The organism is Paenibacillus sp. S150 (assembly GCF_019352175.1).
In the GTDB taxonomy this organism is placed as follows: domain Bacteria; phylum Bacillota; class Bacilli; order Paenibacillales; family Paenibacillaceae; genus Paenibacillus_AQ.
In genome coordinates, this window is the sequence record NZ_JACBYI010000002.1 from 242,443 (window position 1) to 263,104 (window position 20,662).

At 52.5% G+C, this 20,662-nt stretch carries 22 protein-coding genes; 16 read left to right on the top strand and 6 right to left on the bottom strand.

Annotated features, from left to right (window positions below; all coding sequences use genetic code 11):
- Positions 1-116 precede the first annotated feature (116 nt).
- The 8 genes from HYD27_RS03630 (at position 117) to mobB (ending at position 6,798) form a co-directional block, all read left to right on the top strand.
- Positions 117-1,157, top strand: coding sequence for an NADH:flavin oxidoreductase/NADH oxidase (locus HYD27_RS03630; RefSeq protein WP_219211585.1), 1,041 nt, complete (start codon positions 117-119; stop codon positions 1,155-1,157).
- Between the two features lie 86 nt (positions 1,158-1,243).
- Positions 1,244-1,948, top strand: a complete 705-nt coding sequence (locus HYD27_RS03635; protein ID WP_219211589.1) for a dihydroorotate dehydrogenase electron transfer subunit — start codon at positions 1,244-1,246, stop codon at positions 1,946-1,948.
- Positions 1,941-2,873 (top strand): dihydroorotate dehydrogenase, encoded by a 933-nt coding sequence (locus tag HYD27_RS03640; RefSeq protein ID WP_219211592.1) that lies wholly within the window; start codon positions 1,941-1,943, stop codon positions 2,871-2,873. The genes HYD27_RS03635 and HYD27_RS03640 overlap by 8 nt, the downstream gene beginning before the upstream one ends.
- Before the next feature lie 88 nt (positions 2,874-2,961).
- A complete protein-coding gene (gene lpdD / locus HYD27_RS03645; RefSeq protein WP_219211595.1) occupies positions 2,962-3,309 on the top strand; it encodes a prenylated flavin chaperone LpdD in 348 nt (115 codons plus the stop codon).
- A 62-nt stretch (positions 3,310-3,371) separates the two neighbouring features.
- Positions 3,372-4,040, top strand: a complete 669-nt coding sequence (locus tag HYD27_RS03650; protein ID WP_219211597.1) for a PspA/IM30 family protein — start codon at positions 3,372-3,374, stop codon at positions 4,038-4,040.
- A gap of 124 nt (positions 4,041-4,164) precedes the next feature.
- Positions 4,165-4,575 (top strand): DUF350 domain-containing protein, encoded by a 411-nt coding sequence (locus HYD27_RS03655; protein ID WP_219211600.1) that lies wholly within the window; start codon positions 4,165-4,167, stop codon positions 4,573-4,575.
- Between the two features lie 184 nt (positions 4,576-4,759).
- Positions 4,760-6,040 carry a molybdopterin molybdotransferase MoeA gene (locus tag HYD27_RS03660; RefSeq protein ID WP_219211601.1) on the top strand — a complete coding sequence of 427 codons (1,281 nt, stop codon included), beginning with the start codon at positions 4,760-4,762 and terminating at the stop codon, positions 6,038-6,040.
- A gap of 209 nt (positions 6,041-6,249) precedes the next feature.
- On the top strand, positions 6,250-6,798 hold the full coding sequence (gene mobB / locus HYD27_RS03665) for a molybdopterin-guanine dinucleotide biosynthesis protein B (protein ID WP_219211603.1): 549 nt from the start codon (positions 6,250-6,252) through the stop codon (positions 6,796-6,798).
- A gap of 134 nt (positions 6,799-6,932) precedes the next feature.
- Here mobB and HYD27_RS03670 read toward each other — a convergent pair whose 3' ends face one another.
- Complete coding sequence (locus HYD27_RS03670; RefSeq protein WP_219211605.1) at positions 6,933-7,805, bottom strand: pentapeptide repeat-containing protein; 873 nt, start codon at positions 7,803-7,805, stop codon at positions 6,933-6,935.
- On the bottom strand, positions 7,806-8,921 hold the full coding sequence (gene xerS, locus HYD27_RS03675; RefSeq protein WP_219211607.1) for a tyrosine recombinase XerS: 1,116 nt from the start codon (positions 8,919-8,921) through the stop codon (positions 7,806-7,808). It abuts the gene before it with no gap.
- Between the two features lie 171 nt (positions 8,922-9,092).
- Here xerS and HYD27_RS03680 point away from each other — a divergent pair, with 171 nt between their 5' ends.
- From HYD27_RS03680 to HYD27_RS03695, 4 genes are all read left to right on the top strand, one after another.
- Complete coding sequence (locus HYD27_RS03680; protein WP_219211609.1) at positions 9,093-9,602, top strand: GNAT family N-acetyltransferase; 510 nt, start codon at positions 9,093-9,095, stop codon at positions 9,600-9,602.
- 240 nt (positions 9,603-9,842) lie between these two features.
- Positions 9,843-10,244 (top strand): RrF2 family transcriptional regulator, encoded by a 402-nt coding sequence (locus HYD27_RS03685; RefSeq protein WP_219211611.1) that lies wholly within the window; start codon positions 9,843-9,845, stop codon positions 10,242-10,244.
- A gap of 95 nt (positions 10,245-10,339) precedes the next feature.
- On the top strand, positions 10,340-10,984 hold the full coding sequence (locus tag HYD27_RS03690; RefSeq protein WP_219211613.1) for an MBL fold metallo-hydrolase: 645 nt from the start codon (positions 10,340-10,342) through the stop codon (positions 10,982-10,984).
- Positions 10,985-11,017: 33 nt separating this feature from the next.
- Positions 11,018-12,124 (top strand): AbrB family transcriptional regulator, encoded by a 1,107-nt coding sequence (locus tag HYD27_RS03695; protein ID WP_219211614.1) that lies wholly within the window; start codon positions 11,018-11,020, stop codon positions 12,122-12,124.
- A gap of 213 nt (positions 12,125-12,337) precedes the next feature.
- Here HYD27_RS03695 and HYD27_RS31870 read toward each other — a convergent pair whose 3' ends face one another.
- Positions 12,338-12,739 (bottom strand): hypothetical protein, encoded by a 402-nt coding sequence (locus HYD27_RS31870; protein ID WP_228744960.1) that lies wholly within the window; start codon positions 12,737-12,739, stop codon positions 12,338-12,340.
- Between the two features lie 493 nt (positions 12,740-13,232).
- A complete protein-coding gene (locus HYD27_RS03705) occupies positions 13,233-14,471 on the bottom strand; it encodes an MDR family MFS transporter (protein ID WP_219211615.1) in 1,239 nt (412 codons plus the stop codon).
- Between the two features lie 175 nt (positions 14,472-14,646).
- On the opposite strand from HYD27_RS03705, the gene HYD27_RS03710 reads away from it, so the two are divergent.
- Positions 14,647-16,467, top strand: a complete 1,821-nt coding sequence (locus HYD27_RS03710) for an ABC transporter substrate-binding protein (RefSeq protein ID WP_219211617.1) — start codon at positions 14,647-14,649, stop codon at positions 16,465-16,467.
- 38 nt (positions 16,468-16,505) lie between these two features.
- Complete coding sequence (locus HYD27_RS03715) at positions 16,506-16,919, top strand: VOC family protein (protein WP_219211619.1); 414 nt, start codon at positions 16,506-16,508, stop codon at positions 16,917-16,919.
- An 89-nt stretch (positions 16,920-17,008) separates the two neighbouring features.
- Here the strand turns inward: HYD27_RS03715 and HYD27_RS03720 are convergent, their stop codons facing one another.
- Positions 17,009-17,176, bottom strand: coding sequence for a hypothetical protein (locus HYD27_RS03720; RefSeq protein WP_219211622.1), 168 nt, complete (start codon positions 17,174-17,176; stop codon positions 17,009-17,011).
- A 299-nt stretch (positions 17,177-17,475) separates the two neighbouring features.
- Between HYD27_RS03720 and HYD27_RS03725 the strand changes: the two genes are divergently transcribed.
- Positions 17,476-18,705 (top strand): aminotransferase class I/II-fold pyridoxal phosphate-dependent enzyme, encoded by a 1,230-nt coding sequence (locus HYD27_RS03725; RefSeq protein WP_375373888.1) that lies wholly within the window; start codon positions 17,476-17,478, stop codon positions 18,703-18,705.
- A gap of 362 nt (positions 18,706-19,067) precedes the next feature.
- Entirely contained in the window at positions 19,068-19,394 is a 327-nt protein-coding gene (locus HYD27_RS03730; protein ID WP_219211626.1) for a hypothetical protein, read from the top strand.
- Positions 19,395-19,559: 165 nt separating this feature from the next.
- Here the strand turns inward: HYD27_RS03730 and HYD27_RS03735 are convergent, their stop codons facing one another.
- On the bottom strand, positions 19,560-20,510 hold the full coding sequence (locus HYD27_RS03735; protein ID WP_219211628.1) for an alpha/beta hydrolase: 951 nt from the start codon (positions 20,508-20,510) through the stop codon (positions 19,560-19,562).
- Positions 20,511-20,662 lie beyond the last annotated feature (152 nt).

Below are 20,662 nucleotides of genomic sequence, written 5' to 3' on the forward strand. Positions count from 1 at the left end.
GTATACTAGGGCATGTATTCAAACTCTATTCATGCCGAGGTTGGAATACATGCCGGTTAAAAACGGGAAGTTTCCCGGCCAAATAATACACGGAATAACAGAAAGGAAGAATGGAAATGCCGGATTTATTTGCACCCTATGAGTTAAAGGCCTTGTCTCTGAAAAATCGGATTGTAATGCCCCCCATGTGCCAATATGCAGTCGCCAGTCAGGATGGCACACCCAATGATTGGCATTTCGTCCATTATGTCAGCCGTGCTGTAGGCGGCACCGGATTAATTATTGTGGAAATGACCGGCGTTCATCCGGATGGAAGAATCACGAATGCAGATACCGGAATCTGGAGTGACGAACATATTGAAGCCTACCGCCGGCTGACCGGTGCGGTACATGCCGGAGGCGCTAAGATTGCCGTACAGCTCGGCCATGCCGGACGCAAGGCGCTGGATGCCGAACCGCCGGTTGCGCCTTCGGCGATTCCGTTCGACGCCAACTCCAAAACTCCGCAGGCACTCGGCAAGGAAGGGATTGCCGAACTGATTGCTGCTTACCGTGAAGGGGCGCGCCGGGCGGTGGAGGCAGGCTTTGATACCGTAGAGCTTCACGGAGCGCACGGGTACCTGATTCACCAGTTCCATTCGCCATTGACCAATATCAGGGATGATGAGTATGGCGCCGATCCGGTCCTGTTTGGGGAGCAGGTTGTGGAGGCCGTCCGCGGTGTGCTTCCGGCTGAAATGCCGCTGCTTATGAGAGTATCAGCCAAGGAATACGTTGAAGGCGGTTATGATGAAGCTTATGCCCTGGAATTCTGCCGGCGCTACAAAGCTGCCGGAGTAGACATGTTCCATGTGTCCTCGGGCGGCGAAGGACCCATTGGCTCGAATGGAGGTCCTAATGCAGGACCGGCATACCAGGTTGATCTTGCGGAGTATATCCGCAGCGGCCTGCAGGTTCCCGTCATTGCCGTTGGACGGCTGGAATCGTATGGGGAGGCGCAGTCCATTGTCACTGAGGAGAAGGCGGAGCTGGTTGCTGTGGGCAGAGGAATGCTCAGCGATCCTTATTGGGCGCTGCATGCGGAGGAAGCGCTTGGCGGGGTGGACAGGCAGAATGTCCCGAAGGCATATGAACGCGGAGTTTGGAAGCGGAAATAGGCACCTGCAAATGTGAACTTTATCACAGATTTTAAGTTCCTTCTAAGGCATGGTTAATAAGATAAAATTTGAAGGAGCTTGATAACGTGGCGACGGTGATTAGTAACGAGCGGCTGGCAGATGGAGTGTATCACCTTCGGGTTGAAGGGAATTACGGGGGTACAATGGGGCAATTCTACATGTTGCGGGCATGGGGAGCCTTTCCGTTGCTGTCCAGACCGCTAAGCATACATCAAGTGAACGGCGACGGCGTTGAATTTCTGTATCATGTGGTGGGTGAAGGGACGAAGATTCTGGCTGGTCTGGAGCCGGGAGCTTCTCTGGAGCTTGAAGGGCCTTTCGGCAGCGGCTTTCCGGCTGTGGAAGGCAAGGTGGCTCTGGTAGGCGGAGGAATTGGAATCGCTCCGCTGTATTATTGTGCACAGGAGCTTCCTGGCAGCGATATTTATCTGGGCTTCAGCCGTGAAGCTTTCCGCACAGAGGCATTTCGTCCTCTGGCCGCCGAACTGACAGTAAATGTGGGGGGGCTGGTACTCGACAGCGTCGATTTCACCAGCTATGACCATATTTTTGTGTGCGGGCCGCATCCGATGCTGAAGGCCGCGCAGCTGAAAGGCATAGCCGCCGAGACGGCCGGCAAAAGACCGGATGTATACCTGTCTCTGGAGAACCGCATGGCCTGTGGAATCGGCGCCTGTCTTGTGTGCAGCGTCTCCTGCCGTGACGGACAGCGCAAGGCTTGCGCGGACGGTCCGGTATTCCTGGCGGAAGAGGTGGTCTTCCATGACTGATATGACTGCAAATATAGCGGGTGTGCACTTCAAGAACCCGATTATCATGGCCTCCGGGACCTTCGGTTTTGGCCGTGAATACGGCAAGCTGTATGATGTATCCCTGCTCGGGGGCATCTCCGGCAAAGGCCTTACCCTTCATGCCAAGGCAGGCAATCCCGGTGTGCGCGTCTATGAGACGGCCTCCGGCATGCTGAACAGCGTAGGGCTGGAGAACCCGGGGGTTGAAGCATTCCTTGCCAGGGAGCTTCCTTTTTGGGAGACACTGGATACCGCCCGTTTGGTGAATCTGGGCGGCAACACACTGCCTGATTATGTGTTGGGTGCGGAACTGATCCAGCGTGATGCCGATGCGCGGAGCGCTGCAGGCAAGCCTGCGGTGGATATGATTGAACTGAACATTTCCTGTCCCAACGTCAAGGAGGGAGGCATCGCCTTCGGGGTCAAGACACCGGCGGCGCAGGAGGTAGTGCGTGCCGTAAGAGCCGCAACCAAACTGCCGCTCGCTGTGAAGCTGTCGCCGAACGCCGAGGATATCGCGGGCATGGCTGAAATGTGCCAGGAGGAAGGCGCCGATGCGATTTCGCTGATCAATACGATCTCGGGAATGAAAATCGATGTCCGCCGCCGCCGCAGCGTATTCAACAATCTGTATGCCGGATTGTCCGGGCCGGCGATCAAGCCGGTGGCGCTGCGGATGGTGCATCAGGTAGCGAAGCGGGTATCCATTCCGGTGATCGGCATGGGCGGAATTACCTCGGCTACAGATATCATTGAATTTATTATGGCCGGTGCAACGGTCATTCAGGTAGGTACCTATAACTTTATGAATCTGCGCGCCGGCAGCACGCTCGTTCAAGAGCTGCAGCAGTTCATGACCGAAGAGAACATCTCTTCACTGGATGAAATCCGCGGCATCCTCTAAAATATTGCATGTTATTGAAGGCAGGGTCTTCACTTCGTGGGATTTCTTCGTGTTCCATGGTTAATATAATGGGAAAGGGGAGAAATTCATGACTTCTCCAAATCTGCACCCCGATGATATTGAACTGTCTGCCATAGACGTGGGCCGTGACCTGCTGCTGCTGATTACCGGGGGTGTCCGCCACATTGGAGCCGCCAGCACCGCTTATGTGGAGGAAGGGAACGTCAAGGTATTAACATCGGCAGTCCCCCATCACAAGGAGCATACGATCAGCGAGTCTGTTTCCGCCCGGGCGGCTGCCGCACTTGACCGGACTGTTACCGTGGTTATGGGCATCCACTACGACAATCTGAGCAAGGAAGGCATCGCACAGGTGGTAGAAATCGTGAACCGCAAAGTGGATCAATATTTATTTGGGCAAAATTTGAAACGATAATGGCTCTCCCTGCGTAAAAGATAACAACTGAGCATTTCACTTTTATTTTGGAGGAATGAACCATGTCTATATTTAAAAGATTGCGCGATCTGACCATGTCGAACGTGAACGCGATTATCGACAAGGCAGAAGACCCGATCAAAATGACAGACCAATACATTCGTGACATGACTGAGGATCTGGAGGATGCCGAAAAGGCCGTAGCTGCCCAGATTGCCATCGAGAAAAAATTCAAGCAGCTCCACGAAGAACAGGAAGCGCTTGTCAACAAACGCAACCAGCAGGCGCATGCTGCCGCTCAGGCCGGGAATGCCGATCTGGCACGCCGTGCCCTCGAGGAGAAGAAAGCCGCTGAAGCGAAGCTGGTGGAATATAAAGCAAGCTTTGATCAGAACAAGGCTTCGGCTGACAATCTGCGCGGGAAGCTGGAGGAAATGCGCAAACAGCTGACGCAGATGAAGAACAAGCGTGAAACGCTGGTTGCGCGCTACAATGCAGCCAAGGCGCAAACCGAAATCAACAAAGCAATGAGCGGGTTCAGCTCCGATTCGGCTTCTGCAGGACTGAAGCGCATGGAAGACAAGATGCTGCAGGCGGAAGCCCAGGCTGAGGCCAGCAATGAAATGAGCTCCGGCAACAAAGCGCTGGATGATGAATTCGAGAAGCTGGGCAAGGACCAGGCTGTGGAAGACGAGCTGGCCGCGCTGATGAAGCAATACGGCAAACAATAACATATTGGCACAGGCCGCCCTTCAGGCTGGTGTCCACAGGCGAAGGGGAGACAGAAAGCGTTTCTTCTTCGCCTTCTCTATGCTGCCGCCAAAGGCAGGCAAACTGATAATCGGGGGCTAAACAATGGATTTCCATATTCTGGTGTCCATGGTGGTATGGACGTTAAGCGGCTCGGTACTGCTATGCGTGCTGATGTACGTGGATTCGCTCTTTACCCGTTACAACGATTTGGAAGAAATCAAAGCAGGCAATATGGCGGTTACCACGCGATTCGTGCTTAAGCTGCTGGCACAGGGCTATATTCTATCGTCCTCCATTGCCTCATCGAACAGTTTGGGAGATGCGCTTGTAATCTCCATAGCTTCTTTTGTCCTTTTATTTTTCCTGGAAAAAGCAGTCCGTCTGTTCCTGGCCGCCTGGGCGAAGCTGGACCTTGACCACGGCACCCGGTTGGGGAAAATAGGCTATGGTCTGCTGGCCGGCACACTGCATGTGACCGGTGCTCTGATATTAGCGGCTTTTATAAAAGGCTAGAGCTTCGTTTCATCATAACCCTGGTTACCGGGATACCTCTTGCAGGATGCCTTCGCTTTTTATGAGCGCGGGCATTTATTTTTTTCCCTAGACAGGCTGCCATGTTAAAATGGTGCCTGTATGGACGGCGGAGCAGCGCCAGCAGGCTAACAATAACAATACGAACAGAAGAGGTCGGATACATATGAACTCCAGAAAAGAAGCAGCAAGCTCCAAATTTCATCGTAAAGCGCTCCAGGTTAAGGAAGCCCAGGCGCGGATGATTAAATATGCGCAGGTGCTTAATCCGGAAGAGGTGCCGCTTAATCAGAGTGCAGGGCGTTATTTAGCTGAGCCTGTGTATGCGCCGCATCCGTTCCCCGTTTTTAATCGTTCAGGGATGGACGGGTATGCGCTTATTGCCGCGGATACCGGGGAGATTGCGGAAGGAGGCCTGGTCTGGCTGGACATCGTGGATGACATTCCTTGCGGTGCCGTTTCCGCAGTCGATATCCGGAGCGGCACGGCTGCAAGGATTATGACCGGAGCCCAGGTGCCGGATGGTGCGGATACAGTGGTTATGCTGGAAGCCACGGAGCGCAGGGAAGAAGGCGGGATAGCCCAGGTAGGTATCCGTAAACCGCAGAAGGCCGGCAGCAATATCACCAGGAGGGGCTTCGAGCTTAAGGAAGGGGAGCTGGTGCTGCCGGCCGGCACAATGATTACAGCTGGAGATATCGCGGTTCTGGCGGCTTTTGGGATTCCTTGGGTTAAAGTAGTCCGCAGACCCAAGGTAGGTATATTTGCGACCGGAACCGAACTGCTGGAGGTGGACCAGCCGCTCGCTCCCGGAAAAATCCGCAACAGCAATTCCCCCATGCTGGAAGCGCTGGTGCGCGAGAGCGGCGGGGAGCCGGTTATGCTCGGGGCGATTGTGGACGATATTGAACTGGCGCGGGGGAAGGTGCAGATGGCGCTGGAGAGCTATGATCTGGTGATCACCACCGGTGGAGTGTCCGTCGGCGATTATGACATTATGGGTGATTTGATCCGCGAGAACAGCGGGGACATGCTGTTCAACAAGGTGACGATGCGTCCCGGAAGCGTGACAACGGCTGCCGTGCGGGGGGGCAAGCTCCTGCTGGCCTTATCAGGCAATCCCGGAGCCTGTTTTGTCGGATTTTATTTGTTCGCCCGGCCTGTCATCACACAGATGCAGGGAGACATTAAGCCATTCCTGCCGGAATGGACGGCGGTGCTCGGGGCGGATTATTCCAGAGTAAATAACTACACCCGGTTTGTCCGTTCCCGGCTCGGGATTCAAGAGGGCCGCCTGTATGCTTATCCGGCTGCTATTGATGAATCCTCTGTAATGGTAACGATCAAGGACAGTGACTGCCTGCTTGTGATTCCTCCGGGAAAACGGGGCATGTCAGCCGGAGATTCTGTGAAGGTGCTCAAATTGCCGGGGGAAATCCGGGGCTAGCAGGAAGCCGGACCATGGAAAAGGCAGGAGAAGCGGAAATGAGGCGGCAAGCGATGAAGAGGCGGAAGAATGCGAGCGGATGCAGAACAGGGATTTACAGAGGCCGTAAAAGGCTGGAGAGAGTAAACAGGGCGGATAATCACAACCGGGGCCGGAAATTCATCCCTGGGACTAGTCATACAGTAGGCAGCGCGGAGCAATCCCAAGAGATGCTTGCTGCCGGTAGGGGCAATACCCGGCCTGCTGTATGCCAGATTATCGGTTATAAGAACAGCGGTAAAACAACACTGATCTGCGAATTAATCCGGCAATTGCGGAAGAAGGGCTGCACAGTTGCGGTCATTAAGCATGATGGCCATAATTTTGACATGGATCATGAGGGAACAGATACCTGGAAGCAGCGGCAGGCGGGGGCTTCGGCAGTTGCCATCACGAGCGACGCACGGACCTCGGTCATTCAGGAGCGGACAAGCAGCCTGCCCGGGCTGCTTGAAGCTTTTGCAGACTACGACTATGTGCTGGTGGAAGGGTTCAAGCAGGAACAATACCCCAAAATCGTGCTGATCCGCCAGGCAGAGGATATCGCACTGCTTGGAGAAGCGAGCCGTATAGCGGCAATGGCCCTCTGGGGTCCGATGCAGGCTTCGGCATGCTTGCCGCAGGCCTCTGGCATCGGCCGGTTTGACATCAGCGACAGCGCAGGAATGGCCAACCTTTTGTGGCAGAAACGATCTTATTTTCAAAATTTCAACATATGAAAAATTCATAATAGAAAACAAGTAATGGCATAGACCCATACATTGCGATACATCTTTTGTAAACCCTGTCACAAAGAACAGCGGCTCCCTCTCCCGCCGAAGGAGGGACCAGCCGCTGTTTTGCTAAAAGCCTATTACCAGGCAGTCCAATGTCCGGGGCGTTCCAGTCCAGCAGGAAGCTTGGTTAAGGCATCGCCCTTCGCGGCATTGAGCTGTGATTGGGTCAGAAAAAGTGTGCCCGTAAGGTCGGCGCCGCACAGATTCGTGTCGCGGAAATCAGCGCCGGTCAGATCGGCCCCTCTCAGGTCGGCCCCGCTAAGGTCAGCGGCAATCAGATAAGCTCCCCGCAGGCTGACACAGCGCAAATCGGCTTTTTTAAGCTTTGCTCCGATGAGGTCGGCGCCCCGCCCGTAGCTTTTGGGATGCTTGGGCGCATGGGTAAGCTTATGCCGCTCAGCGTCGCGTGCCAGCTCGCTGGTCCGCAGCAGCAGCACATTGATCTCTGCACGGTAAGCGGGGATATCCACCTGCAGAATTGCTTCTGCCGGAAGCAGAGTCAGCCGTTCCGTCTGCTCCAGTGCTGTACGGAGCCGGCTATGGACCGGCTGGGCAGACGGCAGAGCCAACGCTTCGGCCAGATAGCGCAGCAGCTCATGCAGATGGCGCATGACCGGGAAGACCTCGAACATTTGAGCAGCCGTCTGCGGAGCCTCCCGCCAGTCCCGGCCGGCAAAGGTGCTATGGGAAACCCTGGGGCCTGCACCGAAGCATTCATATACAGTACAGCCCCGGAATCCTGCAGCTCTAAGCCCGGTATGGATACCGCAGCGGAAGTCGTTCCGCAGACTGGGACAAGGCTGGCCGGCGTTTTTGTCAATGGCAAAGTCCGCTGAAGCGGCAAAGGGCAGCGCGGCACAGCATAGACCGAAGCAGTTCTCACAGTTGGACTGCAAATCGGTGTGGCCCGGATCGGGTGAAGCAGATAATGGTTCATATGGGTGAGACATTTAATGCCATGAACTCCCTCCGTGACGGGTATTCAGCTCTCCGAGACGCCGCTCAATCGCCTCAGACATTGTTTTGTCCGTAAGATGGGCATAGACTTCGGTTGTTTCCGTTGAAGCGTGTCCAAGCTGTTCCTTCGTTTTGTAGATGTCATTTTGCAGATAATAGTCTGTGGCAAAAGAGTGGCGCAGCTTATGAACCGTCAGATACGGCTTGCCGAACCGTTTGGCGTATTTGATAATCATTTCCTGGATCGCCCGTTTGGTCATCCGCTTGCCTTCATGGCTGCCGTTCGGCAGGGAGATGAACAGCGCCTTTTCTCTCTTGGGCGTCTTATAGCGTGACTGGCGCAGGTCCAGATAAAGGAAAAGGCCATCCTTGGCCTGCTCCCGGAAGTAGACCGGGGTCTTGAACGTTTCATCGTTATTCCCCTTGCGGTAGACATACAGCAGCTTATTGTTCACATCCAGGTCATCCACATTGAGGTTAACCACTTCAGAGACGCGCAGGCCGGAATTCAGAATGAGGCTGGCAATGCAGGCATCCCGTTCACGGTTGAGCTGAAACGAATAATAGGCTTGCTTGTTCGCTTCAACATCGCGCCCATAGCCTTCATAAATGTATCCTACGAACTCCAGCAGCTCCTCATCCTCCAGAATTTTGCCTTTGAGTTTGGCGGCAGTGTCCTTCGGCTTGTGAATGCGCTTGATCTCGACCTTGGCCATGATGTTGCGCTTGAGCAGTGGATAAAAGTTCTCGTCCTCGGCAATCTGGCTTAGATAGTGAAAAAGAGACCGCAGCGCAGAGAGCTTGCGGGAAACGGTGACTTTTGTATTCGTTCCCTCGGCTCGCGTGGTCAGATGAAGGCGGTAACCGACAATGCTGTCCATATGCAGAGTCTCCAGATCAAGTAAAGTGATCTCCGCCAGGCCCGCGGCTTGCGTGAGTCCCTCTGCACGCAGCCAGCCGAAGAATGATTCATAGTCGCGGATGTATTCCAGCAGGGTGGAGGGGGAGAGATCAGGGCGCTTATAGTCAATGAACTGCTGCACGAACCAGGGCATAAGCAGCACTTTTCGGTCAAGATTTTTACGGTCGCTGTTTTTTTGAATGCTCAATGTCTTCTTCACCTGCCTTCGGGTTGCTGTTGTTTTTTGGACGTGTCTTTCTATTTTATCATGTTTTATGGCCTTTGGCGGAAATTCGCCGCCGCACAAGTGGGCTTGCCTTGCTCCTGAAGGCACAAAGTTATAGAATGTGTAATAAAAGTGAATCACAGAGGTGACCCCATGGAACTTGGAATCGAGCTGGTTCCCAAAGAGCAGCGCCATATAATCAGCAAGCTGATGCAGTTTTATTTATATGACTTCACCCGTTATCTGGAGCTTGAGGTGGAGCGGGACGGTGCGTTTCCGCCTTATCCCGGCCTGGAGGCTTACTGGAACAGCGGCAACAATAAATTTGCCTACTTATTTACGGCGGACGACAGGATTGCCGGTTTTGCACTCGTGGACAGGCTGCTTCGCAGTACGGAGGGGCAGTTCTACATGACAGAATTTTTTGTGATGAAAAAGTACCGCCGCAGCGGAGTAGGCACATGGGCTGCACACCGGCTGTTCGACATGTTTCCCGGAGACTGGAAGGTATCGCAGATCCGGGCCAACACCCCTGCCCGCAATTTCTGGCACCGCGTGATCGGCGCCTATACAGGCGGTGAGTTCCAAGAGCGCTTCAATCCCAAGCAGGGAAATCCCAGTCAATATTTCAGTACATTAAGTATTAACGGGATTAACAAATAAATTTCCCTGACAGGCCGAAGCAGCAAGGCTATTGTTCATCGGGGTGGGTTCACTGCCAAGGAGCAGGACTATTCCGCAGAAATTCGAACCAATGACAAACAGCGTGAAGCGCTCCTGCCTTGTTTGCGGTATGTCTTTTTTCTATCCATGTGTGGATGCAGCTTCACGTTTTCTTGCTGATTTGAAGTAAGTGTGCTATTATTTGCACATTAATTACGATTGAAGGAGTCAGCGCAGCAGATGGCGGAATTGAAACGTTTTGGTTACGGAATACAGGCATTGGTGGTTCTGGCTTCAAGCCCGGGACAATACTCCAGCGCCGAAATCGCCGAGCAGATCCATTGCGAGCCTACGGCGCTGCGGAAGATTCTGTCCCGGCTTACGGATGCTGGCTATATTGAAGTGCGGCAGGGCAGAGGGGGAGGCTACACGCTGGCAAAAGCTCCTGCGGATATCACATTATCCGATGTATACGGTGCGCTGCATGACGAGAGCCCGGTCTGGGACCGGATGCTGGATACGACAGGCAATCATCTGTTTGGCCATAAGGTGCGGATGTCCTTTGAACAGATTATGAATGATATTCACATTCAGGTGGATCAGGTGCTGATGTCTTATACGGTAGCTGATTTAATAGAATGAATGCTCTGACATCAAAAGAAACAGGATATCTGCAGCTGAAAATGTGCGGAATAATGCACAAATTTTAGATTTTAAAATGATTGGGAGGAACGGATGTGAACATTCACTGGTACGGCCAATCCGCATTCCAAATTACATCACAGCAGGGAACGGTCATTCTGATTGATCCCTACGGGAAATTTCTGGGCTACCGGATGCCTAAGATCAAGGCGGATATTGTCGCTGTCACGCATGATCACAAGGATCATAACCAGATTCAGTTTGCCGAAGGCGATTATGAGCTGGTGAATCAGGCACGGCATTACAGCATAAAAGGAGTGGAGATACAGGGTGTTGCCACTTTTCATGATAACGTTCAAGGAACCAAGAGAGGCGGCAATATCGTATATGTCATCACTGTAGACGGTCTGCGGATCTGCCATGCAGGCGATCTTGGGCATGTTCTTACAGCAGAGCAGATCAGGCAGATAGGTACAGTGGATATTCTTATGCTCCCGGTTGGAGGGGGAATGACGATGAACGGAGAGACGGCCTCCCAAGTCATGAAGCAGCTGCAGCCTGCGATAGCCATACCCATGCATTACCGCACCAAGGCGCTGGGACTCCTCGGCAGGTTGCTTTTTGACAAGGAGGATAAATTCTTGCAAGCTGCAGGCCACCCTGTTAACGTAATAAAAGACTTGATGATTTCCAAGGAGACGTTAAATAAGTATCAAGGCGTGCTGACTCTGCAATACTAATCGCTGATGATATGCCAGAAAAGAGGATTTGCTATGACAAGATCTGCACAAGCACCGCGCAGTTCCTATTCTTTTCCAATTACATTGCTGACTGCCTTGGCCGGCGGGGGCGCGTTCATGCTGCTTGGTTTGCCGCTTCCCTGGCTGCTGGGCCCGATGATCGCCACACTGGTTGCCTCGAACCTTCTGAAGAACTATTACGCCTGGCCGGGACAGGTGCGAAATGCCGGAATGATCATTGTCGGCTATACAATCGGGCTTTCGCTTACCCGCTCGGCACTTAAAGAGATGGCCCATCAGCTTCCTTCCATGGTGCTAATGACAACTCTTTTATTGCTGTTCTGTGCGGGAATTGCTGCAATTGTATCCAAAATATCGGGAAGCAACTACAGAACGATCCTGCTTGGCAGCATTCCGGGCGGGCTGACGCAAATGCTCATGCTGGCAGAAGAAACCGAGGACATTAACATTACGGTGGTCACCGTTATCCAGGTTGTGCGGCTGATGATGATCATTATCTGTGTGCCTCTGTTAATCTATAGTCCGCTGTTCGGAAACCTCCCGGGTTCAGAATCCGCAGGGATATTGGCAGCCGGTACCGCTTCAGCTTGGAACGCACTTTTTCCCAATATTATTTATTTTGCTGCTGCCTGTACGGTTTGCGGAATCCTCGGTCAAAAGATTAATTTCCCGACTGCCTATCTCCTGGGCCCGGCGCTCATAACAGCCATACTCCAGCTTAGCGGTCTGCAAGGGCCAATTCTGCCAGGAGCAATAACCAGTGCGGCCCAACTGATGATCGGGGTGTTCGTCGGGCTGCTGCTTGATCCGCGCAAGCTGAACAACAAGCTGCTGACCTTATCTCTGGCGCTCGGAAGCGGCATTGTCCTGATTGCGGGATCGTATGGGCTGGGTTTATTGTTTGCCTATTATGAAGCCGTGTCCGGTTCTACGGCACTCCTGAGTCTTGCACCGGGGGGCATGGACCAGATGAGCCTGATTGCCCATGAAGTGGGGGCGGATCTGCCGACAGTGGCCGGTTATCAGCTGTTCCGGACATTTTTCATCTTCTTTGCCGTTCCGCCGCTGTACAAGCTGATTTTTAGGGAGAAGAAAAGCCGGCCTTCGGCAGTTGGATGACGTAGTTTTTATTATGTTAACTTATATAAGCTGAGTTATATTCTGCAGGGGATGCGAAAATCTTCTTTTCCTGATAAGAGGCTGCTTCAAGTGTACAGCTTGCAATCAGGTTGTTTTAGACCTATGAACTGAAGCTGGATTCCTGTTCATATCTATAATATGGCAGGCTGAATACAAATTGTGCCTGAAGAGGCCCGATTATGGATGGATGCTTCAAGCTTCTGCTTCGTTTTCCCCCTCTGCCGACAGCGGGGTTACCCAGACCTTGTAGAGTATACCTTCACCGGTAATATCATAATCCGCATGCACCTGAAATGGGGAGCCTGCAATCGTATTCAGCCGTATCCGCTCAAATACAAGAACATGGGCCAGCATCCAGTTCGCCGTTTTGTAGCCGGTATAAAGATGTCCAATCTCGTTGTACGGACCGCTCGTTATCCATTCAAAGGCTTCATGCAGACTGTCAACCTCCATGGATTCTGTGTGCCAGACTATGTTGTCTGGTGCTTGTAAATGCAGCCGGCGGGGGAGGACAGGATCGCTAGGAGCTGGATTGTGTATGGATTCCACGTAACTTATCTGAGATACCTCGTTATTGTTGTCATCATCTTTCATGATAGACCAACCCCCCCAACCATTATTTACCTTAATTATAGCAAAAAGACCGTTCAAAATCAGGAATACACCTTGAAATTGAATTAATTAGAAGCAGTAACAACCGACAGGGAACGTTAGTTCCCGTTTCGGGTAATGGTCATGCAAATTTAGGTCATCAAACCCCTATTAATCTTATTTCATTATATGAAAAATTCATAATAGAAGCTAAAACTCTTCCACCTTCCCTGCTTCCATACAGCAAAAACATCCTATCACCCTCCTTTGAAACTCTTCAAAAGCAGAAAAAGGATGGGGTGCACGGCTCTCACACCAGTTAAATGAGATGATGGAGCCGGAGCCGCCTTGGAAGTTTGAATAACATATTATATATTATGTTAACTATTTCACTGAAGGGAATGAGGACCCGGCAGTTTGCATCCTGTATTACCTTGCTTTTATACAAAAACCCGCCCAGCACTTCGTCTGTGACGGGTTTTAAAATATTGTGGAATCAAGCGCCGGACGAGGTGATAGCTGCTTCTGAACGCTCCCTGGCGTTGAGTCGTTTGTGTGCGGCAATAAGGAAAGGGAGGCCCAGTGCTGTGCTTAAGGCCAGCGGCACAAATACAGCCGGGCCATTCGTGGCGCCAAATTGATCCAGCAGCAGACCGCCGAGAATGGGCGCCATCACGTTGCCGAGGTTATTGAAGCCTATTGTGCCGAAATACGTGCCTTTCCATTCAGGCTTGGCGATCCGGTCAATCAGCATATCCATCATGGTGAACAGCAGCACCTCGCCGATGGTGAACAGCACTACACTGAACATCAGCAGCGCCGCCCCGCCCGCCAGGCCGAACAGGAGCAGACTTAGCGCCACGCAAATATTCCCGAGAATTAACGGAACAAGCGGCGGGAATTTGCTGGCTGTACGGACAATGGGATATTGCACAACCAGCACTGTTACTGCGTTAAGGGACAGCATATAGGAAAAAACTTGTCCGCCATTCGAAAAATGGCTGTTGACCGCCAAATACTGAGCCAGCGTGGAGCTGAAATGTCCGTAGCCCAGCACGCAGAAGATGGTACCCAGCAGCACCGGCAGAAACACACGGTCACGTCCGGTGACCGCCAGCGCTTCACGCAGCCGGGGAGCTCTGGCTTCTGAACGGACGGGCAGGCTGGCCCGGTGAACAGAGAATTGCATGAACAGTACGAGTCCATAAGCAATATATACGATGCCGGCGATCAGGAACGGGAAGGTGGACTGGGCCGAGCCCAGCTGAAGCCCGATAATAGGACCAAAAACCACACCCAGATTGACCGCAGCGTAGCGTAAATTGAAGACCAGCAGCTTGTGATCCGGTGGTGTGATATCCGATAGCAGGGCGCGCGAGGTTGGCTCGAATACGGCGCGGCACAGCCCATTCAGCGTATTTACCAGGAAGAACACCCAGAGATGCTGCGCGGACGAAAAGCCGAAGAAGACGCAGGCCCAGCCGAACACGGAGACCAGCATGACGATTTTACGCCCGAAGATATCGGAAATATAGCCGCCGTAGAAGCTGATCAGCACGCCTGCCAATGAACTGACGGCCACCGTAAGGCCGGTTTGCGAGTGCGAAGCGCCAAGAACTTGTGTCAAATAAATGGATAAAAACGGGATGCTCATTGAGGTCACCAGACGGCCGAACATGGTGCCGATGATAATGGTCCAGGCCAAGGGATGAATTTGCCGCAGATGCTGTTTCATGTGATCGTGGATCTCCTAATCTGATTGCCGAATTTGTAATGTCTAGCGATGCCGTACTATATTTTACGGGTATATGACGCAGCCGTGTCTGCTTGTGTATAATTGTACAGATAAAAGGGGGAAATAAAAGTGTAAGCTTTCCCCCCTCTCTTTCACCTTTAAAGGAGCAATAAATATGGACAATAACGTCGTGCATTTTCTGCGGCTGGCAGCAGCCCTTAATACGCCTTTCAGAATTCATGAACCGCTTCCGGTGACCATAGATATGCTGGCTTCGGTATTGTGCTGTACTCCCCGCAATGTGAAGTTCATCCTGCGCAAGCTGGAAGAGAAGAGCTTCATTCAGTGGCAGCCGGGGCGGGGGCGGGGACATAAGTCGGAGATGGCCTTTTTGCGGAGCGTGGAAGAGGTGCTGGAGGAGCAGCTTCAGGAACTGACCGGCAAGGGGAAAATCAAACAGGGAATCGAGCTGATCGGTCTGCCGGAGGTGAACGGCGCTCTTCAGGAGCGCCTGCTGTCGCTGTTGAACAAGCAAATGGGCTACCGCAGTGAAGAGGAATCCGCCACAGGACTTGATATTCTCCGCATCACAAGCAACCGGCGCATGGAGAAGCTGGACCCGGCTTCAGTTTATACGGCCTTCGAATCCTATCTGATTGGACAGATATGCAGCACACTCGTAATCTATGATGCGCACAGCAGAAGCTTTTTGCCGGGGCTTGCCCACATGTGGGAGACCAACCCGGAGCATACCAGCTATATCTTTTATCTGCGCAAGGGCGTGCGCTTTCATCACGGCAGGCTGCTAAATTCAAGAGACGTGAAGGAAACGCTCCAGCGGCTGACGGATCTGCAAAGTCCGGCCTTGGGGCATTACCGGGATATTGTGCGGATACAGCTTCAGGGGGATCACCGCCTCCGTATAGATCTGGCCCGTCCCAATCTGTTTTTCCTGCATTTGTTCAGCTGTGTGCATATGTCCATACTCCCTTACGATGTGGATTTCGCTCATGGACCAGTTGGAACCGGTCCTTACCGGCTGCTGGATTACAATGAGAATGTGCTGGTGCTGTCGGCGTTCGACGAATATTATGCCATACGTCCGCTGCTCGACCGGGTTGAAATCTGGTATGTGCCGGAGCTTGGCTACAGTGACCGTACGTATCAGCTGCCGGACGCGGAACTGGGCGGGGCGGATTCCGGGGAGTGTGCCAACCATAGCATTGACTATCCTGCACTGGGCTGCAGGTATATAATGCTGAATTTCCACCGGGAGGGGCGGCAGCATCACCCGGTATTCCGGCAGGTGCTGCGGATGCTGTACGATCCGGAAGCGCTGGCCAGCGAACTGGGAGGTCACCGCATCACGCCTGCCGGCAGCTTTCTGCCATGGAGAAGCCGCCGCAAAATCTGGAGCCGGCCCTCGCTTGAGGAAGCGGAGGGGCTGCTGCAATCCAGCGGGTATCAGGGAGAAGAGCTCACGCTCGCGTATGCCTCACGAAGGGAAGAGGAGCGGGAGGAAGCGGAATGGCTCCAGCGCCGCGGAGCACGAATCGGCTTGAACCTGCGTCTTGCTCCCTATTCGGATTTCAGGCTGGAGGAATTTCTGCGGCAAGACGATCTGCTGCTCGCGGAGGAGGTGCTGGAGGACGATTGGCAATGGGGAATGATTAACTATTTCGTCAACCCGTCCAATCGCTTCTATTCCCTGCTGGAGCAGAGCCAGAGGGAGAAGATTTCAGAGCAGCTGAAGGGTTTTGCCGAACTGCCGGAGGAAGGCAGAAGTCAGCTGTTAGAGCAGACAGAAGAGCTAGTGCGGGACCATTGCTGGTTGCTGTACGGCTGCCATTTGAATAAAAGAGCGCAGCTCAATCAGAGCCTCTTCGGTCTTCATACCGGCTCGTTTGGTTTTCTCGATATCTCCAGGCTGTGGATCAAAACTTTGCGTAAAACGGGAGCGGGAGCTGGCATGTCCGCTTCTGACTCGATACAATAAAGCCTAAGGACCAATATACTCCAAGGGGCTGAGATTAGATGACCAATGCACAACCGGGAATCAGCACATTTCTGATGTTTGAGGGCCAGGCGGAAGAGGCCATGAACTTCTATGTCTCATTGTTTGAGCACTCCGAGGTAATAAGCATTCAGCGTTATGGAGCAGGCGAAGCGGGGGCCGAGGGAACGGTAATGCAAGCGGCCTTTACGATCAAGGGAGCTTCCTTCATGTGTATTGACAGTTATGTGAAGCACGGATTTTCCTTCACACCGGCCATCTCACTGTATGTAAATTGCGCGGACGAAGCAGAGCTTGATGCCGTCTATGAACAACTCTCGCAGGGCGGAAATGTTCTGATGCCCTTGGGCGAATATCCGTTCAGCCGCAAATTCGGCTGGGTTGCGGACCGCTATGGCGTAACCTGGCAGCTGAATTTGCCCAATCCGGAGTGAAAAACATGCAAGGGGAGTGCTGTGAAAACGGCATTCCCCTTTTTTGCTGCGGTCATGTACAGTCAGTCATATTTACCAAAGTGATCCGTTCAATTCACTTGCTTGCCGTCGCATTTTTTGCAGACCGCAAGCTTTTCGCCGGTGAGCCCTTTGCCAAAATACAACAGCTTGATGCGCGTACTTCCGCAGATCGGGCATGTGCCTCTGCCCCTGGACGGAATCCGCCATAATGCTTTGCCTCGTTTGTTCTTAGACATACCCATTTCCACCTTCACTCTTGATAACTTATCTTATGTTCAGGAAGAAGGGTGGGTGCCCGGCGGTGGCCCCAAAAAAACAGCGTATAACATAAATTATACGCTGTTTGGACTGGAAACGATTTTTAATAGCAGGCAGCATATTTTGGGCTACTAAAAAAGAGTATTAATAGAGTATTGAAAAGGAATTTAATGTTTAATAACTTTAATTTACCATATCATTGAATTTCATCTTGCTGGCCAAAATATTTGAAATTAAGTTCCGCTGCATCATGCTATAATAATTCAAAAACAAGTAGGTGGATTCGTTGACGTTTAGCAGCTCCAAAGGAAGCTGGAGATCGGATAAGCTCTCGCAGCTGGGTTCCTCGATTTTTGCGGAGGTGGCAGCATGGAAAGGGGAATCGGCGAAGTCCGGACTGGATGTGATCGATCTTGGCATCGGCAGCCCGGACCAGGCGCCCCATCCGGAAATTCGGCAGGTTCTAAGTGAAGCGGCGCTTCGGGAAGATAGTTACTCTTATCCATCCTCCAAGGGAAGTGCGGAATTCCGCAAGCAGGCGGCAGCCTGGATGGATCAGAGGTTCGGCGTTACGGTAACTGCGGATGATGAAGTGGTTGCACTGATGGGCTCGCAGGATGGATTGGCACATGTGGCGCTTGCCGTCTGCAATCCGGGCGATTTGGCCATCGTGCCTGATCCGGGTTACCCGGTTTATTCCGGTTCGCTTGCGATAGCAGGCGTGCAGTCCTGGACGCTTCCTCTGCTGGAGCAGAACGACTTTATTCCCGATTTGGATAGTATTCCGGATGAGATATGGGATAAGGCTGTATTTATTCTGCTTAGCTTTCCCGGCAATCCCATATCTGCCACTGTGGATCTTGCCTATATGGAGAAATTGACCGGGCTGGCCCGCAAATGGAATGTGCTGGTTATTCACGATTTGGCCTACTCGGAAATGGGCTTTGACGGTTATAAGCCGGTGAGTATTTTGCAGGTGCCTGGAGCATTGGATACTGCTGTTGAATTTCATTCCTTCTCCAAAAGTTTCAATATGGCCGGCTGCCGTATCGGCTTCATGACTGGTAACCGGCAAGCGGTCGGCGCACTTCGCGAATTCAAGAGCAATGTAGACTATGGTGTGTTTAAGCCGATTCAGGAAGCGGCTGTTGTTGCGCTTAAGCTGGCAATGCGTTCAGGAGCGGATCAAGTGGCTCCCCTGTATGAACGTCGCCGGAATGTGTTCATTGAGGCGCTGGCCCGGCAAGGCTGGATTGTTCCGAGTCCCAAGGCAACGATGTTCATTTGGGCTCCGTTGCCTGCCGAATACGCAAGGGGAGGTGAACCAGGGGCTTCCCGGGAATTTGCCCGTGAACTTCTGCTGCACACAGGCGTAGCAGTCATACCTGGTGATGCGTTTGGTTCGCAGGGAGAAGGCTTCGTCAGAATCGCTCTGGTAGAAAGCGAAGAGCGGTTGCTTGAAGCAGCAAGGAGAATAGGCGAGTATCTGCGCGGCAGCTTGTCTTGAATAAAGTCTAGTTGCTTCCGATGGAACATTAGACCGAATCCCTGCCTATCCGGCAGGGATTATTGCCGAGCTGGATTGCACTTTCTGCAATAGAACTGCATGGTGCGGCGTTGAATCTCCATTCTGCTGTATTTGGCGCAATTGATTTCTGGGATTTTGAGCGCCAAGGTGATTATCGGGGAATCTGCTGTAGAGAGTACAATAGAATCGTCTTCCTGCTTGAGCTGGAGGTCCGGTTATGCCAAATAAGATTTTCCTCGTGATTGAAAGTTGACATAATCAATATTACGTTAACTATAATTCAAATCTGCCAGCCCAGGGTAATAAAAGAGCAACTATAGTTTGCATAGGAGGCGTGATTTATGGGATTCAACCTCGGTGGATTAGGAAGTATAGGAGATATTGTCAACAAAATTAAAGAAGGCGGTGTCGGCGAGCTGCTGCAAAAGCTTCCATTAGATCAGCTGCCGCTGGACCAGCTGCTCTCCAGTCCTTTTCTGCAGAAATTTACCCCTTTTGAGTCGATTAGGGATTTCCTGCAAAGCGGAGGATTCTCTGCTTCCACAGCGGAGGAACTGAAGTCACTGCCGCAGGACAAGCTTAATGAGCACGTGAGCAAAACAACTTCCTTCAGCTCGCTTAAGGACATGCTGGTCAAAGCGGCAGAGTTCTACGCCCAGCGGAAATAGCCATCCATTTGAATTGTGGGCTAGGCAGCTCCCATGAAATGCCCCTTGAGTGAACTGCAGATTCAACAGACGTTCATTTCTTGCCGGCAGGCAGTGAATTTTTCCCTTTTACGCACAAACAGGCCCGCACCGGAGAAATATCCAATGCGGGTCTGTTGGTCTGAACTATTGGCGAAGCCAGCTGGTGGCCAGCAGCAGCGCTCCTTTTTTGGCGTTGGTCTCAGCAAGGGCATTCAGCATCACAAAGTCATGGATAATTCCCTGGAAACGGACTGCGGTTACAGATACTCCGGCTTCACGCAGCTTATTGGCATAAGCTTCCCCTTCGTCACGGAGGACATCGGCTTCACCGGTAATGATCAGCGCTTCCGGAAGTCCGCTGAGCTGCTCCAGACTGGCACGAAGTGGAGAGGCCGTAATCTGGGCGCGATCCTCTTCGCTCGTTGTATACTGATCCCAGAACCACTTCATACCGGTCCGCTGCAGGAAGTAGCCTTCGGCAAAGAGATGGTAGGATTCAGTATCAAAAGCAGCATCCGTAACCGGATAGAACAGCAGCTGCTTGGAAATTGCCGGACCGCTGCGCTCCTTGGCCATCAGGGTGACCGCTGCGGTCATGTTCCCGCCCACACTGTCTCCGGCGACGGTTATTTTGCCTGTATCCAGGCCATATTCAGGCCCATGCTCGGCAATCCAGGTCAGCACCGCATAAATTTCTTCAATGGCAGTTGGGTATTTGGCTTCCGGAGAGAGGCTGTATTCAGGGAACACGACTGCGGCTCCAGCGCCTGCGGCCAGTTCGCGGATCAGCCGGTCATGGGTATGGCTGTTGCCGAAGACCCAACCCGCACCATGGATATATAAAATGGCAGGCAGAACTTCACCTGTAGTATTCACAGGACGGATAATGCGTACCGGAACCTTGCCGCCCGGTCCGCCGGGTACAACGAGATCCTGAATATCCGCCTCCGGTTTCGGGATTTCACTGGCTTGAACTGTGTTTACCGTTTCGCGTCCTTTTTCAGGTCCCAAGTCAGGCAGAAATGGAGGTTCGGCATTGTCATCGGCAAATTTTCGCGCCGCAGCTTCGAGAATGATTTTATTATCTTTGGGCATGGTCAATCGTCTCCTTCTTGCTCATTTGGGCAGGCTCTTTTCATTCATAACCAACTTTGCCGTTGCTGAAACTTCCAGAAGATCACTCTGCCCATATCCACTCAAATTGCGCTTGAGCTGCAGCAACCTTTTACCGGAAAACCCGTCTTAGA

What these genes read in the sequence shown, in the direction of transcription:
- HYD27_RS03685 (WP_219211611.1), top strand. Translation starts at nt 9,843, where the DNA reads ATGGCGGAATTGAAACGTTTTGGTTACGGAATACAGGCATTGGTGGTT.
- HYD27_RS03735 (WP_219211628.1), bottom strand. Translation starts at nt 20,510, where the DNA reads ATGCCCAAAGATAATAAAATCATTCTCGAAGCTGCGGCGCGAAAATTT.
- HYD27_RS31870 (WP_228744960.1), bottom strand. Translation starts at nt 12,739, where the DNA reads ATGAAAGATGATGACAACAATAACGAGGTATCTCAGATAAGTTACGTG.
- HYD27_RS03720 (WP_219211622.1), bottom strand. Translation starts at nt 17,176, where the DNA reads ATGTCTAAGAACAAACGAGGCAAAGCATTATGGCGGATTCCGTCCAGG.
- HYD27_RS03730 (WP_219211626.1), top strand. Translation starts at nt 19,068, where the DNA reads ATGGGATTCAACCTCGGTGGATTAGGAAGTATAGGAGATATTGTCAAC.
- HYD27_RS03655 (WP_219211600.1), top strand. Translation starts at nt 4,165, where the DNA reads ATGGATTTCCATATTCTGGTGTCCATGGTGGTATGGACGTTAAGCGGC.
- mobB (WP_219211603.1), top strand. Translation starts at nt 6,250, where the DNA reads ATGCTTGCTGCCGGTAGGGGCAATACCCGGCCTGCTGTATGCCAGATT.
- HYD27_RS03630 (WP_219211585.1), top strand. Translation starts at nt 117, where the DNA reads ATGCCGGATTTATTTGCACCCTATGAGTTAAAGGCCTTGTCTCTGAAA.
- lpdD (WP_219211595.1), top strand. Translation starts at nt 2,962, where the DNA reads ATGACTTCTCCAAATCTGCACCCCGATGATATTGAACTGTCTGCCATA.
- HYD27_RS03715 (WP_219211619.1), top strand. Translation starts at nt 16,506, where the DNA reads ATGACCAATGCACAACCGGGAATCAGCACATTTCTGATGTTTGAGGGC.
- HYD27_RS03680 (WP_219211609.1), top strand. Translation starts at nt 9,093, where the DNA reads ATGGAACTTGGAATCGAGCTGGTTCCCAAAGAGCAGCGCCATATAATC.
- HYD27_RS03650 (WP_219211597.1), top strand. Translation starts at nt 3,372, where the DNA reads ATGTCTATATTTAAAAGATTGCGCGATCTGACCATGTCGAACGTGAAC.
- HYD27_RS03710 (WP_219211617.1), top strand. Translation starts at nt 14,647, where the DNA reads ATGGACAATAACGTCGTGCATTTTCTGCGGCTGGCAGCAGCCCTTAAT.
- HYD27_RS03640 (WP_219211592.1), top strand. Translation starts at nt 1,941, where the DNA reads ATGACTGATATGACTGCAAATATAGCGGGTGTGCACTTCAAGAACCCG.
- HYD27_RS03670 (WP_219211605.1), bottom strand. Translation starts at nt 7,805, where the DNA reads ATGTCTCACCCATATGAACCATTATCTGCTTCACCCGATCCGGGCCAC.
- HYD27_RS03705 (WP_219211615.1), bottom strand. Translation starts at nt 14,471, where the DNA reads ATGAAACAGCATCTGCGGCAAATTCATCCCTTGGCCTGGACCATTATC.
- HYD27_RS03660 (WP_219211601.1), top strand. Translation starts at nt 4,760, where the DNA reads ATGAACTCCAGAAAAGAAGCAGCAAGCTCCAAATTTCATCGTAAAGCG.
- HYD27_RS03695 (WP_219211614.1), top strand. Translation starts at nt 11,018, where the DNA reads ATGACAAGATCTGCACAAGCACCGCGCAGTTCCTATTCTTTTCCAATT.